Below are 15,366 nucleotides of genomic sequence, written 5' to 3' on the forward strand. Positions count from 1 at the left end.
CATGTTGTCGTGTTTTCTCTACACAGTTCCGGCTCATGCATTTGTGTTCGGAGATGTAGTGGAGAAGGCCAGAGCCCTGGCAGCCGGAAAATACGAACCACCACCGGAGGTGCCCGGTTTTCTCAGGGATCTGGGTTACCGGGATTATCAGGCAATTCGTTTTAATCCGGAGGCAAGCCTCTGGAAAGAAGGCCTTTCCCTTTTCAGGGTGATGATGGTTCCCCCGGGTAATTTTTATACCCACACCGTCAAGCTCAACGAAATTGACGCCACCGGTGTGCGGTCGATCCCTTTTGACAAAACCGCCTACAGCTTTCCCGATGAACTCGCCAAGCGGGTACCGGCAGATCTCGGTCATGCCGGTTTCAAGCTGACTTACCCCCTGGGCGAAGGAACGGAACAGAATCAGTTTTTGGTCTTTGCCGGCGCAAGTTACCTGCGCGGAGTAGGGGCGGGTAATCGCTTCGGGCTGTCGGCAAGGGGTATTGCCCTGAACACTGGCCTTCCTGTTGGTGAAGAGTTTCCCTCATTTATTGAATTCTGGCTTGAGCGGCCCGGCGGGAGCAGTGATCGTATACGGGTATATGGATTGCTGAATGGCCCCAGTGTTGCCGGTGCCTATCGTTTCGATATACAGCCCGGGGAAATCACGCGGGTAAATGTCAGTGCGGAACTGTTTTTCCGTAACGACATTGAGCAGCCGGGCCTTGCACCCCTCACCTCCATGTTCTTTTACGGCGAGAATACCGGCCAGCCACCCGGGGAGTGGCGGCCCCAGGTTCACGACTCTGATGGCTTGCTGATTCACGACGCAGGCAGGGATGAGTGGCTGTGGCGGCCACTGGTCAATCCTGATCGACTCAAACTCAGTTACCTGCAGGTTGATCGCCTGGGCGGCTTTGGCCTGATGCAGAGAGACACCGCCTTTCACCAGTTTGAGGATGCCGGCGCTCGCTATGATTTGCGCCCCAGCGCCTGGGTGTCCCCCCGGCCAGGCTGGTCTGGTGGTGAAGTGGTACTGGTAGAGATTCCCACCAAGTCGGAAACCAACGACAACATCGTCGCCTTCTGGAAGCCGAAGGGAGGCGCAAGCGAGGGAGACCACCGTAAACTGGACTATACCCTCAGTTTTGGTGGCAAGGACGTTGCCGGCCAGAACACGGGGCGGGCGGTTAAAACCTTCGTGGGAGATGGTAATCGACCCGGGGGAGGCAACGTGGAGAACAGCTACCGCATCGTCGTAGACTTTGCCGGCGGGCCCCTGGACGATCTCGAACCCGATGCCCCGGTTGTGAGCAAGGTCAGTGAGGGCGGTGGTAGCGAAGGCGCCGAAATCATTGAGCACTATGTGGAATTTGTTGAAGCAGACAACAATTGGCGGTTGTCGATGCTGGTGCGGCCAGGCAGCGGACCGGAACCGGTTTTTCGCGGTCAGTTACTGCTGGACGACGAACCCCTGACGGAAGTCTGGAGCTATTCGCTGTCCGAGGCTGCCAGGAACCGACAGGGCGAATCATGACGGGGGCCCTGAACATGCCGGACATTCCTTGCCAGCAAGCGTTGGAACGTGTCCTGGCCTATCTGGGCGATGAGGGTGTTGTACTCACCACAGAAACCTGCAGGCAGGCCCTTCGTCTTGTTGATTCGGCACTTGCTGAAGGCGCGGGCCCGGATCTGCCCGCCAGATGTGTCTCCAGTATCCCCGATTACTTCGAGCGTCCCCGCGAAATCATTCCGGATGCCAGCCCACCGCTGAAACGGGGTTGCATCGGTTATGACTGACCTGGCTGAAGCAGCAGAGGTGCAGGCTCGGAGACGTTCCGGCAGTTGGCGCAGAGTCGCTACCGTCAGGCGTCTTTTCATGACTTTGTTCGTCGTGGGGCAAACCCTCACCGCGTGCTACTTTCTGCTCTGGGTTCTGCCTTACCATGGCGGAACCCTGGTGGAACTGGGGCTGTTGGTGCTGTTCGCCCTGCTGTACATGTGGATTGCCGTAGGCTTCTGGACCGCGATCCTGGGCTTTGTGTTGCGTCTTCTGGGAGGGGATCGCTACAGTCTGTTAAAGCGGCATCCGGCGGAGGTGCTAGAGACCACGCCGTTGGCCAAAACAGCCATCATCATGCCGGTTTACCATGAGCCAGTGCACTGGACGCTCAGCGGGCTCAAGGCGGTGTATCAGGACCTGGAGCGCTCAGGCCAGCTGGACCAGTTCGAGTTCCATATTCTGTCAGACAGTCGTGATCCGAATGTATGGCTTGAAGAGCAGGCTACCTGGTATCGCCTGTGTCAGGAGCTCGGGGCAGAAGGGCGGCTGTTTTACCGTCGCCGGCGGGTGAACCTCAACTTCAAGAGCGGCAATGTTGCGGATTTTCTGCGTCGCTGGGGCCGCCGCTACCGCTACATGGTTGTCCTCGATGCGGACAGTCTGCTCAGCGCAGACACCATCGTACGTATGGTGCAGTTGATGGAACGGGAGCCCAATGTCGGCATACTCCAGACTGCCCCTTCCATCATCAATGGCCAGTCGCTGTTTGCCAGAGTGCAGCAGTTCGCCAACCGGCTGTATTCCACCCTGTTCGCCACCGGCCTGGCCGCGATTCAGATGGGCGACGCAGCGTTCTGGGGACACAACGCCATTATCCGCATCAAACCTTTTATGGACCATTGCGGCCTGCGCAAACTGCGCGGGTTCGGTCTCTTCCGCGGCCCCATCATGAGCCATGACTTCGTAGAGGCGGCCTACATGGGCAGGGCGGGCCACGAGGTATGGCTGGAGCCCGGCCTGGGCAACAGTTTCGAGGAGTCACCGCCAACGCTCTCGGACGAGTTATCCCGTGACAATCGCTGGTCCCGGGGCAATCTCCAGCATCTCTGGATCCTGCTGTTCGGGCGCCGGCTTCGCCTGGCCCACCGGATGGCGTTGCTGAACGGTGTTATGGCCTATCTGGCCTCGCCCCTGTGGCTGGCATTTCTGATTCTTACCACCGTAGAAGCGGTTCAGATGACCGTTGCCAGCATTGATTATTTCCCCGAGGGTCATCAGGGCCTGTTCCCACTCTGGCCCGAGTGGCGCCCGGAATGGGCGTTGGGCCTCGCGTTAAGTACCTTGTCGCTGTTGTTTATTCCAAAGTTCCTGGCCATTCTGGATGCGGTTATCCACGGCACTGCCAGGCAGTTCGGCGGAGTCTGGCGACTTTTCCTCAGCGTGATGTCCGAGATTGTCGTCTCTGTACTGCTCGCCCCGGTTCGAATGATGGCCCACAGCCGTTATGTTCTTGGCGCCTTACTGAACCTCTCTCTGACCTGGGCTGGCCAGAACCGCACACAGGAGACGACCTGGCGCGAGGCCTTTGTGACGCAGTTACCCGGAATGGTGGTTGCCGCAGCCTGGTCTGCGTTTGCCTGGACGCTGGACCCCATGTTCTTCCTCTGGTCTTTACCGGTTGCGATTCCGCTGGTGCTGGCAGCCCCCACGTCGGTATGGCTGAGTCGTGTGGGGGTCGGTCAGGCCCTGCGTAAGCGCGGTATGCTGTTGATACCGGAAGAGCTTACGCCTGTGCAGGTGCTGGACGATGCCCGTGCCGCGCGGAATGACAGTGGTGACGACCCCATGCTGACCGCTGTGGAGCAAGCGGTGATCCGACCGAGTCTGAATCGGCTTCATCAGGCTTTGGCACGCAATATCCGCCTGGCCAGAAGGGCGAAACTGCTGGAGCCGCTCGTGGAGCGTTGTGGTGCAGACGGCCCCGGCTCTCTCTCTCGCAGCGAGCTCAGCCAGTTATTTCGAGACAGGCAGTCCGTGGCGGATCTCCACCAGCTTGCCTGGCAAGCCCCTCCCGACAGTTTCTGGGGCCGGCGTATTACTACGTTAAGCAGAAAAGGACGAAAACGGAGCACACCATGGACCGACGGGAACTGATCAAAACCTTCGTTGCACTTGCAGGGATCCAGGCAGTGCCACTGTCCGCCCTGATTTTCAGCCGGCAGGCACAGGCCGATTCGCTGGGTGATGCGCAACCGTTCAGCTATGCCTGGCTTAAGGGGCACGCCAGAACTCTGGCAGGACAGCCCTGGAAATCGGAGGAAGGGAATTTGCCCGGGTCTCTCAAGCAGTTGTCGTGGGACGACTATCAGGCAATCCGTTTTCGCCCGGATCAAGCCCTCTGGCGCAATGACGATAACGCCTTCCAGGTCCAGCTGTTTCACCTCGGCCTGTATTTCAGGTCTCCAGTGCGTATTCACGAGGTCGAGAACGGTCAGGCCCGTGAGCTGGCCTACAAGCCGGGCTATTTTAAATACGAAGGAGAGGAACCGCTCGGTACACTGCCTGAAGATCTTGGATATGCCGGGTTTCGCGTACATTTCCATACCGATTACGAAAGGGACCTGGTGGCGTTTCTGGGCGCAAGTTACTTCCGTGCGGTTGGTTCTGAAATGCAATATGGCTTGTCCGCAAGGGGGCTGGCTATCGATACCGGCCTCAATCGTGGAGAGGAATTCCCCCAGTTCACGGCCTTCTGGCTGGAAAAGCCGGCGCCCGGTAGCCATCAAATGGTCGTGTACGCATTGTTGGATTCCCCGAGCACAACAGGAGCCTACGCCTTCACCATGACCCCTGGGCGAAACATGGTGATGAATGTAGACGTGGCGCTGTATCCGCGCAAAACCATGGAGCAGGTTGGCATGGCGCCCCTGACCAGTATGTACCAGACCGGTGAGAACGATCGCCGAATGGCCTACGACTGGCGGCCGGAAATCCACGACTCTGACGGGTTGGCGGTTCATAACGGGCAGGGCGAGTGGCTGTGGCGGCCGCTGGTGAACCCGCGATCACTTCAGGTGAACAGTTTTGTTGACAAAAATCCGAAAGGCTTCGGTTTACTCCAGCGCGATCGTGATTTTGCCCGTTACCAGGATGACGGAGTGTTCTATGACCGGCGTCCGAGTGCCTGGATAACACCCCACGGGGAGTGGGGTAGCGGCAGCATAATGCTGGTGGAAATTCCCACTAAAGACGAAACATTCGACAATATCGTCGCCTTCTGGAATCCCGAAGAGCCGCTGGAGCCGGGTAATGAATACCTGTATTCCTATAATCTGAGCTGGGGTTCAGAGCCGCCGAAACACCCCGTCCAGCTGGCGACTGTGCAGGCAACTCGTACCGGGCTTGGGGGCGTGGTCGGCCAGAAAAGAGAGTACTTTTCATGGCGGTTTGCTGTGGACTTCGCCGGCGGCCCCCTGCCTTTGCTTGCCGACGATGCAGAGGTCGAGCCGGTCATTACAGCCAGCCGCGGCCGGACAGAAATTACCTCTGCCCGCCCTCTGGATTCCATCAAGGGTTACCGTGCCATGTTTGATCTCGTTCCGGATGACTCTCTGGAGCCAATCGACCTGCGGCTGCAGTTGAAACTGGGTGACCAGGTGCTGACAGAAACATGGCTGTACCAGTACACGCCGCCACCGAAGCACGAGAGAGGGTAGCTATGGAAAAGGCGGAAGCGGGCAAGGGAGGTGAAGCTGTCATACGGGGGGTGAATCTCCGCGGTGCTGCAATAATTGTCCTGACCAGCGTTGTGGTTGTGTACTTCATTTCCTGGGCTCAGGCAGTGCTGCTGCCAGTAGTGGTAGCCATTATCATCAGTTACGCTCTGGACCCACTGGTGTCCGTGGCGGCGAGGTTCCGGGTACCTCGCCCCCTCGGCGCAGCGCTGGTGTTGACCGTAGTGGTGGCCACCATTGCTGCTTCGAGCATCCCACTGCATCGGGAAACCATGGCCATGCTCGACAAAGCGCCCCTGGCCATCGAGCAGTTCCAGCGCGGCGAAGCACGCTCGGCGCCTGAAGAAGAAGGCGTTATGGAAAAGGCCCAGACGGTGGCCAAGAAGATCGAGGACAGTACCAAGGAAGAGGAGGAAGAGACAGGTCAGCCAGAGGTAATGCGCGTCAAGGTGGTGGATGATCCTTTCAAGATCAGGGATTTCCTGATGCAGGAGTCATCGGCAATAGTGGTAATAGTGTCCCAGGCTTTTTCTGCGCTGCTATTGGTGTATTTCATGCTTGCGGCAGGGAGGCTTTATAAACGTAAGGCAGTCAAACTCTCGGGCCCTTCTTTCAGCAGCATGCGTAATACTGCGCGAATAATGAACGAGTTCCATTTCCAGGTTCGGCGCTTTCTGTTTGTCATGTTTCTGTCTGCGCTGTTTGTGGGTTTCTTTACCTGGCTGTCGTTCTTCCTGATCGGAGTGGAGCAGGCCATTTTCTGGGGGGTCGTTGCCGGGCTGGCAAGCGCCGTGCCGTATCTGGGCCCGTTCCTCGTGTTCATCGGCGCTGGCATGGCTGCGTTCATTCAGTTCGGAGCTCTGGATATGGCGGCTCTCGTCGCCGTTGTATCCCTGGTGATCACCAGCATCCAGGGTAATATTCTGCTGCCCATGCTCACCAGTCGCGTCTCCAGTCTCAATGAAATAGCCATCTTCATTGGCCTGCTGTTCTGGGGTTGGCTCTGGGGTCCGATAGGGCTGGTGATAGCAACGCCACTACTGATGATCATCAAAACCCTCTGTGACCACGTTGGCAAGCTGAAACCGCTAGGCGAGTTACTGGGAAAATGAAGGCATCATGTCAACAACTGAGCATTCTTTAGTCTATAGATTGTTGACAATATGATCCCTTGGGCGTAAATTTCGGAGCATTACAGTCACTATTGTTGACAAAATATGTCCGAAGCTGCCATTCAAACCTACACCCGCGCCGACGAGGCCTTCGATTGTCTGCAAACAGCAATCGTGAAAGGCGATCTCGTCCCTGGCGAGAAAATTGGTGAAGTAGAACTCTGCTCCCGTTTCAATCTGACCCGCGGCCCCCTCCGAGAGGCCCTTGGCCGCCTCGAATCCCGGGGATTGCTGGTCCGCCGGCCCCATGCCGGAGTAAAAGTGGTGTCAGTCAGCGCCGAGGAGCTCCTGGAGCTGTACCGCATCCGCGAAACCATGGAAGGCCTGGCGGCAAGACAGGCCGCCGAACGAATGACTGACGACGAAATCGCAGACCTCCAGGCAACCCTGGACAGCCATGAAAAAATGATCGAACAGGCTCAGGGGCAGGCTTACTATCAGGCCGAAGGCGATTACGACTTTCATCACCGCATCGCCACCGGTAGCCGTAACACAAAACTCGCGCAAATGCTGTTGGGTGATCTTTACTATATGGTCCGGATGTACCGATATCGACTGAGCACGTCCTCCGGTCGGCCCCATATGGCTCTGGAAGAGCATCGAAGAATCGCTGAAGCCATTGCTCAGCGTGACGGCGAACTGGCGGAGTTCCTGATGAAACGTCATATCAACGCCGCCCGCAAAAACATAGAAACAAAGATCCACAACGGCACCCTGAGCATCTGACCGTAATCCGAGAGAAAGAATCCACCAGAATAGAGAGGCCAACCCCATGTCCAGAAAACCATCCCCAGGCGCCCGCTTCCGTAAGGCTCTCAAAGACAATCATCCCTTGCAGATTGTAGGTACCATCAACGCCTACACCGCCATGATGGCCGCTAAAGTGGGTCACCAGGCCATCTATCTCTCAGGTGGCGGCGTCGCCAACGCCTCCTACGGTTTGCCGGATCTGGGCATAACCTCAATGAACGATGTGGTTGAAGACGTCCGCCGCATTACCGCCGCTACCGACGTCCCGCTGCTGGTTGATATCGACACCGGGTGGGGCGGCGCTTTCAACATTGGCCGCACCATTCGTGAGATGGAACGCGCCGGCGCTGCAGCAGTCCATATTGAAGACCAGGTCGCCCAGAAGCGTTGCGGCCATCGCCCCAATAAGGAAATCGTCTCCCAGGAGGAAATGGTTGACCGCATCAAGGCTGCCGTGGATGCACGTGAAGACGACGACTTTTTTATCATGGCCCGCACCGACGCCTTCCAGAAAGAAGGTCTCGAAGCTGCTATTGAACGAGCCAAAGCCTGTATCGAAGCCGGTGCGGATGGCATCTTCGCTGAAGCCGTCACCGAACTGGAGCACTACAAAGCCTTTGCGGAAGCCCTGGACGTACCGATCCTGGCCAACATTACCGAGTTCGGCGCCACGCCCCTGTACAACCGCAAGGAGCTTGCCGAGGCTGGCGCCGGAATGGTGCTGTATCCACTGAGCGCCTTCCGCGCCATGAACAAGGCCGCATTGACGGTGTATGAGAACATTCTGGAGAAGGGTGATCAGAAAGACGTGGTTGACCTGATGCAAACGCGGATGGAGTTGTATGATTTCCTGAACTATCACGAGTTTGAGCAGAAGCTCGATGAGCTGTTCCAGCAGAAAAAGGGCTAAACCCGTTTTGTCGGATTGCGGCCTTACGGCCTAATCCGATCTACGGGGAAGTATTAATTGTAGGTCGGATTAGGCGAATCCGTAATCCGACAGCCAAACAATGATGAGGGGAGAAACACCATGGCTGAAGCAAAAAAACTCGGAGGAGCGGGCCTTCGCGGCCAGGTTGCCGGCGTAACATCACTGTGTACCGTGGGCCAGTCCGGCACCGGCCTGACCTATCGCGGCTATGATATCAGCGACCTGGCCGAGAACGCCCAGTTCGAAGAAGTGGCCTATCTGCTCCTTCGCGGCAAGCTGCCCAATCAGCAGGAGCTCGACGCGTACAAGAAAAAGCTGGCCAGTCTGCGCACTCTGCCGGATGCCCTGAAAGCCGTGCTCGAGCATATTCCCAAAGATGCTCACCCCATGGACGTGATGCGCACCGGCTGCTCCATGCTGGGTAACCTCGAAACTGAAACCGACTTCAGCGAGCAGGATGACAAGATCGACCGCATGCTGGCTCTGTTCCCGGCCATTATCACCTACTGGTACCGCTTCGCCCACGAGGGCGTTCGCATCGACACAGCGAGTGATGTGGACTCCATTGGTGGTCATTTCCTGGAGTTGCTCCACGGCAAGAAGCCCAACGAACTGCACGAGCGGGTTATGAACGTATCGTTGATCCTCTATGCCGAGCATGAGTTCAACGCCTCCACCTTCTCTGCCCGGGTGTGTGCCTCCACGCTGTCTGATATTCACAGCTGTGTAACCGGTGCCATTGGCACCTTGCGGGGGCCGCTCCATGGCGGTGCCAACGAAGCAGCCATGGCATTGATCCAGAAGTTCCAGACCCCGGACGATGCCGAGAAGGGCCTGCTGGGCATGCTGGAGCGTAAGGAAAAGATCATGGGCTTCGGCCACGCGGTTTATAGCGAGTCCGACCCGCGTAACGCCATCATCAAGAGGTGGTCCGAGAAGCTCGCCAATGAAGTGGGGGACACTGTGCTTTACCCGGTGTCGGTGCGCTGCGAAGAAGTCATGTGGCGCGAGAAGAAACTCTTCTGCAATGCCGACTTCTTCCACGCCTCTGCCTACCACTTCATGGGCATTCCCACGGAACTGTTCACCCCCATCTTCGTGATGTCCCGGGTCTCCGGCTGGACAGCCCACGTCAAAGAACAGCGCGAAAACAACCGCATTATCCGCCCCAGTGCCGATTACAACGGCCCGGCCCATGCACAGTGGGTGCCGATTGAGGAGCGAGCATGAATACTGATTACCGCAAACCCCTTCCGGGCACTGACCTGGACTATTTCGACACCCGCCAGGCTGTGGAAGACATTCAGGCTGGCGCCTATGACAAACTCCCGTACACCTCGAAAATCCTGGCGGAACAACTGGTTCGCCGTTGCGACCCGAATGTGCTGACGGACTCCCTGAAACAGCTCATTGAGCGCAAACGCGACCTGGATTTCCCGTGGTACCCGGCGCGCGTGGTCTGCCATGACATCCTGGGCCAGACTGCTCTGGTAGACCTGGCCGGCCTGCGTGATGCCATCAAAGAGAAGGGCGGAGATCCTGCAAAGGTCAATCCGGTGGTTCCAACCCAGTTGATCGTGGATCATTCCCTGGCCGTTGAACACGCGGGCTTTGAGAAAGACGCCTTCGAGAAAAACCGCGCCGTTGAAGACCGCCGCAACGACGACCGGTTCCATTTCATCAACTGGACCAAAACAGCGTTCAAGAACGTGGATGTAATCCCTCCGGGCAACGGCATCATGCACCAGATCAACCTGGAGAAAATGTCTCCGGTGATTCAGAACCGCCCGGACGGCGAGGGCAGACATATTGCCTTCCCGGACACCTGCGTAGGCACCGACAGCCACACCCCGATGGTCGACGCCCTCGGTGTGATATCCGTAGGCGTTGGCGGGCTGGAAGCCGAGAGCGTGATGCTGGGCCGTGCCTCCATGATGCGGCTGCCGGACATCGTTGGTGTTGAGCTGAAGGGCAAACTGCAGCCGGGCATCACCAGCACCGATATGGTTCTGGCCATCACTGAATTCCTTCGCAAGGAAAGGGTGGTGGGGGCCTATCTGGAATTCTACGGCGAAGGCGCTGACAGCCTGAGCGTGGGTGACCGCGCCACCATTTCCAACATGACACCGGAATATGGCGCTACGGCTGCCATGTTCTACATCGACGGCCAGACCATCGATTACCTGAAGTTGACCGGGCGCGAAGATGATCAGGTTGCCCTGGTGGAAAGGTACGCCAAAGAAACCGGCCTGTGGGCCGACAGCATGCAAAACGCCGAATACGAACGTGTGCTGAAGTTTGATCTGTCGAAGGTCAATCGCACTCTGGCCGGTCCATCCAACCCCCACGCCCACCTGCCGACGTCTGAACTGGCGGCGCGCGGTATTGCCGGTAAGTGGGAGCAGGAAGAGGGCAAAATGCCGGACGGCGCATGCATCATTGCTGCCATCACCAGCTGTACCAACACCAGCAACCCCCGCAACATGGTGGCGGCGGGCCTGATTGCCCGCAATGCCAACAAGCTTGGCCTGACGCGGAAGCCCTGGGTGAAAACCTCCCTGGCGCCGGGCTCCAAAACCGTGAAGATGTATCTCGAAGAAGCCAACCTGATGTCCGAGCTGGAAGAACTCGGCTTCGGCGTGGTGGCGTTCGCCTGTACTACCTGTAACGGCATGAGCGGCGCGCTGGATCCGAAAATCCAGAAGGAAATCATCGATCGGGATCTGTATTCCACCGCCGTGCTTTCCGGTAACCGCAATTTTGACGGCCGTATCCATCCCTATGCCAAGCAGGCGTTCCTGGCCTCACCGCCACTGGTGGTGGCCTATGCTATTGCCGGCACCATTCGCTTCGACATTGAAAAAGATGCATTGGGGTACGACAAAGAGGGCAACCCCGTCACCCTGAAGGACATCTGGCCGGACGATGCGGAGATCGACGCCATCGTAAAGGCCAGCGTGAAGCCGGAGCAGTTCCGCAGCACCTACATTCCGATGTTCGACATCACCCGGGATGCTCAGGCCAACACCAATCCGAACTACGACTGGCGCCCCCAGAGCACCTATATCCGCCGTCCGCCTTACTGGGAAGGCGGTATGGTTGGAGAGAAAACCCTTAAGGGCATGCGCCCGCTGGCAGTTTTGCCAGACAACATCACCACGGATCACCTGTCGCCGTCCAACGCCATACTGATGGATAGCGCAGCCGGTGAATACTTACACAAAATGGGCGTGCCAGAGGAAGACTTCAACTCCTACGCCACCCACCGTGGCGATCACCTGACTGCCCAGCGTGCCACCTTTGCCAACCCGAAACTGTTCAATGAAATGGTTCGGGATGAAAACGGCAACGTGAAGCAGGGCTCGTTGGCGAGGATCGAACCGGAAGGCAAAGTCACCCGCATGTGGGAAGCCATTGAAACCTACATGGAGCGCAAGCAGCCGCTGATCATTGTTGCCGGCGCCGACTACGGCCAAGGCTCCTCCCGTGACTGGGCTGCCAAGGGTGTTGCTCTGGCTGGCGTGGAGGCTATCGTGGCTGAAGGCTTTGAGCGTATTCACCGGACCAACCTGGTGGGCATGGGTGTGATGCCGTTGCAATTCGAGGAAGGCACCACACGCAAAACCCTCGCCATCGATGGCACCGAAACCTACGACGTGGAAGGCACAGCTGCCCCTCGCGCCGAACTCACCCTGGTCATTCACCGCAAAAATGGCAGCACCGAGCGTGTGCCTGTAATTTGTCGGCTGGATACCGCAGAGGAGGTGTCCATCTACAGCGCCGGTGGGGTATTGCAGCGCTTTGCCGAGGATTTCCTTCAGTCGGAGGGGGCGGCGTGACCTATACACCCCAAACCAGGATCCCCGCCACCTACATGCGTGGCGGCACATCAAAAGGTGTCTTTTTTCGCTTGCAAGACCTGCCGGAGGCAGCACAAGTCCCGGGCGAACCCCGGGACAAGCTCCTGCTCCGGGTCATCGGCAGCCCGGACCCATACCAGAAGCAGATCGACGGCATGGGTGGAGCCACCTCCAGTACCAGCAAAACCGTTATCCTGGCAGCACCTACACAGCCGGATCATGATGTGGATTACCTGTTCGGGCAGGTATCCATCGACAAGCCCTTCGTCGACTGGAGTGGTAATTGTGGCAACCTGACCGCTGCGGTAGGCGCGTTTGCCATTAACGGTGGCTTTGTGGCCAGGGACCGCATTCCCGAAAACGGCACCGCCACCGTTCGGATCTGGCAGGCCAACATCAGGAAGACCATCGTTGCCCGCATTCCCATTACCAATGGTGAAGTGCAGGAAACCGGTGATTTTGAACTGGACGGTGTTACTTTCCCTGCTGCTGAGGTGCAGGTGGAGTTCATGGACCCGGCCGACGGTGAAGGCGCCATGTTCCCCACGGGCAATCTGGTGGATAACCTGGAAGTGCCCGGTATAGGAACCCTCCAGGTCACAATGATCAACGCCGGTATACCCACCATCTTCCTGAATGCGGAAGACATCGGGTACACGGGCACAGAGTTGCAGGAGGATATCAACAGTAACCCCGAAGCCCTGGCGATGTTCGAAACCATCCGCGCCCACGGTGCTGTAAAGATGGGCTTGATCCAGCAGGTGGAAGAAGCAGCCAACCGCCAACACACCCCCAAGGTCGCATTCGTGGCGAAGCCCTCCGAATACGTCTCTTCAAGTGGCAAAACCATCGGGGCAGGGGATGTTGACGTTCTTGTGCGTGCTCTCTCCATGGGCAAGCTTCACCACGCCATGATGGGTACAGCCGCTGTCGCCATTGCTACGGCTGCAGCTGTGCCGGGAACGCTGGTGAACCAGGCAGCCGGCGGTGGAGACCGGACATCAGTGACCTTCGGCCACCCCTCCGGCACCTTGCAGGTAGGAGCGGAAGCCGCCCAGCTAAATGGCCAATGGACTGCTACAAAGGCGATTATGAGCCGCAGTGCGCGTGTACTGATGGAAGGCTGGGTAAGGGTTCCTTTGTAACGAAATGTGACGTTGTGTGCGACATGTTTCACGATTCTGAAATAGAGCGCTTGTAAGCCTTTTTAAGAAAAGGGATAAACGCTTAAATTTCAAAGGAATGTGAACATGCCGCAACCATCTGGTTTTTCCCGCCTGTCTGCAACCATACTGACACTGTCTCTCGTATTAACCGGATGTGGCGAAGGAAGCTCCTCGTCAGGGAGCTCCGCCGCCTCCGGGTCTGATGCTACGGGGGATAGCTCCCTGCCAGATACGGATGGCACGATTGCCTACGATTTTTCGTTACGAGGCACCGAAGATAACCCCAGAGTCTACCGTCGCAATCTTCAGTCCCGGTCCCTGGGGGTTGTTCAGTCGGACGACAGCGTAGGCGGCCAGGTATTTGCTGGCGGCGTCTATGAAGATGATTTATTCGCTCCCGCAGTCGTGACGGCCAGCCCTGATGCAGTATCAATTCACAGCCGTGTCACCGGGGAAAGCGCTGAATTATGGGACCTGGGGAAAGGGCAGGAACCATGTTCCGTGCGAGGTTTCGCGAACAGCGATCTTGCCAGCGGGCTAGTCTATGTGGAGATGTCCGGCGGAAACCTTACTTGTGACACCTCTGTCGATTCTGACGATAATACATACTGGGTGAAGTTCGAGAACGGAAAGGTCGACCGCTGGGAGGCGGACGGGAAATCGACTTATTCCCATGTCTACTTCAATGGCGAAGGTAATATCGACTTGATTTCCGCCCATAACCATGCGGATAAGACGGTTACCCTTTACGATGAGTCCGGGCGGGTATTGCAGCGCCTTGAAGGAAGCACAAGGAAGCCGGAAATCTATCCCATGGCAGCGCCTGGCCTGACTCATGACGACACCTATGTTGGTGTTTTGAATGATGATCGGTTTCTTGCTACAACGGTCTCGATGTTAGTGAACTCGGGGCTTTCCGGGGCGAAGCCACTGCTGACCGGGCTTTCTCGCAACGCAAGGCTGGCGTCACGGTCCCTTATTGAGGACGATCGATATGCCGTTATCGACGATGGCGGGGTGCTTCACAAGGTCGACCAGATCAACCGGTCTGCTTCCGTTCTGGCTGACTTTTCACAAAAATACGACAATGGCTGGGTGATCGATGAGGTTTTTCTCGTGGGTCGCAAGGCCATTGTCCTGTCTTCCACCTACGACGATGTTGACCGGCTTGTCTCTACGAGTGAAGCGCATAGCATTGACCTTGCCTCCGGTGAGGTCACTCTGCTTCTGGCCGAAGATTCTGCGTTCAGGGCCGCTCGCACAGACTCCCTGCTTTTCATCAACTACCTAAACTCAGAGTTGCGGTACAGAACCCTGATGATTCAGGCCGCTGCGGAGCCACTTGTGACTGCAGTAGAAACCTATTATGCCACCGCACAAAATCTCGCCCGGGGAGGCGACCGCTCAAAAGTATTTGCGCTCACCTCTGACGAACCAAAGGCCATTGATAGTCCCGTGGCGCTACTGAACCCTGAAATCTGGGAAGTGAATGAAGACACCGGAAGCTATCTTGGTGCCGTCACGAAACTGCAGTACAACTGCCAGTCAATGGATGCGCTCTATGCCATCAACAGCCACGTGAGCGTGTTTTCATTCTGTGACGACGGTTTTGCTTTGCAGGAACTTGAGCTGGAAAGAGGGTGGCTAAGCTTCGTGACGTCGGACTACCGAACGGTTAACTGATAGCGCCGTCAGAATTATTTACGTTGACTGTGGGTGCTGTGGAGGCCTTGCCTGCCAGCCCCAGAGCTACTACCTAGCCAGCAAACACGTTGGCGTTTGGTCCTTTCAATTTTTCGTTCTCCCTCTTTCTCGCAGGCATCCTGTGTTCTGCGTGTCATCTTATGTGCAGCGATAGGCTGGCTGAGTTCCAGCAACAAAAAGCACCAGCTAGGGAATACTTCATTTAAAACAGTTGGGTAACCGATTAAGCATTCAGGGTGTAACGGATTTGAAACAAGGGGTGTATAGAAACCCAACACTTATAT

11 protein-coding genes are annotated in these 15,366 nt (G+C 57.2%); all 11 read left to right on the forward strand.

All coding sequences use genetic code 11. The features are described from left to right. Nucleotide 1 precedes the first annotated feature (1 nt). The 11 genes from FO268_RS09740 to FO268_RS09790 all read left to right on the forward strand — a co-directional run bounded on the left by FO268_RS09740 (nt 2) and on the right by FO268_RS09790 (nt 15,061). Complete coding sequence (locus tag FO268_RS09740; protein WP_225316652.1) at nt 2-1,519, forward strand: glucan biosynthesis protein G; 1,518 nt, start codon at nt 2-4, stop codon at nt 1,517-1,519. Next, nucleotides 1,516-1,782: a hypothetical protein gene (locus FO268_RS09745; RefSeq protein WP_150992402.1), complete on the forward strand. Its 267-nt coding sequence runs from the start codon at nt 1,516-1,518 to the stop codon at nt 1,780-1,782. Before FO268_RS09740 ends, FO268_RS09745 begins: the two co-directional genes overlap by 4 nt. 79 nt (nt 1,783-1,861) lie before the next feature. Then, nucleotides 1,862-3,919 carry a glucans biosynthesis glucosyltransferase MdoH gene (mdoH, locus tag FO268_RS09750; RefSeq protein ID WP_404802915.1) on the forward strand — a complete coding sequence of 686 codons (2,058 nt, stop codon included), beginning with the start codon at nt 1,862-1,864 and terminating at the stop codon, nt 3,917-3,919. Further along, on the forward strand, nt 3,901-5,481 hold the full coding sequence (locus FO268_RS09755) for a glucan biosynthesis protein (RefSeq protein WP_150992406.1): 1,581 nt from the start codon (nt 3,901-3,903) through the stop codon (nt 5,479-5,481). The genes mdoH and FO268_RS09755 overlap by 19 nt, the downstream gene beginning before the upstream one ends. After that, nucleotides 5,436-6,611 carry an AI-2E family transporter gene (locus FO268_RS09760; protein WP_225316577.1) on the forward strand — a complete coding sequence of 392 codons (1,176 nt, stop codon included), beginning with the start codon at nt 5,436-5,438 and terminating at the stop codon, nt 6,609-6,611. The genes FO268_RS09755 and FO268_RS09760 overlap by 46 nt, the downstream gene beginning before the upstream one ends. Nucleotides 6,612-6,716: 105 nt before the next feature. Then, nucleotides 6,717-7,397 (forward strand): GntR family transcriptional regulator, encoded by a 681-nt coding sequence (locus FO268_RS09765; RefSeq protein WP_150992408.1) that lies wholly within the window; start codon nt 6,717-6,719, stop codon nt 7,395-7,397. A 46-nt stretch (nt 7,398-7,443) separates the two neighbouring features. Beyond that, nucleotides 7,444-8,331, forward strand: coding sequence for a methylisocitrate lyase (gene prpB, locus FO268_RS09770; RefSeq protein WP_150992410.1), 888 nt, complete (start codon nt 7,444-7,446; stop codon nt 8,329-8,331). A gap of 120 nt (nt 8,332-8,451) precedes the next feature. Next, entirely contained in the window at nt 8,452-9,582 is a 1,131-nt protein-coding gene (gene prpC, locus FO268_RS09775; protein WP_150992412.1) for a bifunctional 2-methylcitrate synthase/citrate synthase, read from the forward strand. After that, nucleotides 9,579-12,191 (forward strand): Fe/S-dependent 2-methylisocitrate dehydratase AcnD, encoded by a 2,613-nt coding sequence (gene acnD, locus FO268_RS09780; RefSeq protein ID WP_150992414.1) that lies wholly within the window; start codon nt 9,579-9,581, stop codon nt 12,189-12,191. Before prpC ends, acnD begins: the two co-directional genes overlap by 4 nt. Beyond that, the gene (gene prpF, locus FO268_RS09785) at nt 12,188-13,357 is read left to right on the forward strand and encodes a 2-methylaconitate cis-trans isomerase PrpF (protein ID WP_150992416.1); all 1,170 of its coding nucleotides are present in this window, start codon (nt 12,188-12,190) and stop codon (nt 13,355-13,357) included. The genes acnD and prpF overlap by 4 nt, the downstream gene beginning before the upstream one ends. Nucleotides 13,358-13,462: 105 nt before the next feature. Continuing rightward, nucleotides 13,463-15,061: a hypothetical protein gene (locus tag FO268_RS09790; RefSeq protein WP_150992418.1), complete on the forward strand. Its 1,599-nt coding sequence runs from the start codon at nt 13,463-13,465 to the stop codon at nt 15,059-15,061. The last annotated feature ends 305 nt before the right edge of the window (nt 15,062-15,366 follow it).

The sequence above is a fragment of the Marinobacter denitrificans genome (assembly GCF_008795955.1).
In the GTDB taxonomy this organism is placed as follows: Bacteria; Pseudomonadota; Gammaproteobacteria; order Pseudomonadales; family Oleiphilaceae; genus Marinobacter; species Marinobacter denitrificans.

Excerpts from the sequence above, each read along its gene's own strand:
- FO268_RS09740 (WP_225316652.1), top strand. The coding sequence starts at position 2 with ATGTTGTCGTGTTTTCTCTACACAGTTCCGGCTCATGCATTTGTGTTC.
- FO268_RS09745 (WP_150992402.1), top strand. The coding sequence starts at position 1,516 with ATGACGGGGGCCCTGAACATGCCGGACATTCCTTGCCAGCAAGCGTTG.
- mdoH (WP_404802915.1), top strand. The coding sequence starts at position 1,862 with ATGACTTTGTTCGTCGTGGGGCAAACCCTCACCGCGTGCTACTTTCTG.
- FO268_RS09755 (WP_150992406.1), top strand. The coding sequence starts at position 3,901 with ATGGACCGACGGGAACTGATCAAAACCTTCGTTGCACTTGCAGGGATC.
- FO268_RS09760 (WP_225316577.1), top strand. The coding sequence starts at position 5,436 with ATGGCTGTACCAGTACACGCCGCCACCGAAGCACGAGAGAGGGTAGCT.
- FO268_RS09765 (WP_150992408.1), top strand. The coding sequence starts at position 6,717 with ATGTCCGAAGCTGCCATTCAAACCTACACCCGCGCCGACGAGGCCTTC.
- prpB (WP_150992410.1), top strand. The coding sequence starts at position 7,444 with ATGTCCAGAAAACCATCCCCAGGCGCCCGCTTCCGTAAGGCTCTCAAA.
- prpC (WP_150992412.1), top strand. The coding sequence starts at position 8,452 with ATGGCTGAAGCAAAAAAACTCGGAGGAGCGGGCCTTCGCGGCCAGGTT.
- acnD (WP_150992414.1), top strand. The coding sequence starts at position 9,579 with ATGAATACTGATTACCGCAAACCCCTTCCGGGCACTGACCTGGACTAT.
- FO268_RS09790 (WP_150992418.1), top strand. The coding sequence starts at position 13,463 with ATGCCGCAACCATCTGGTTTTTCCCGCCTGTCTGCAACCATACTGACA.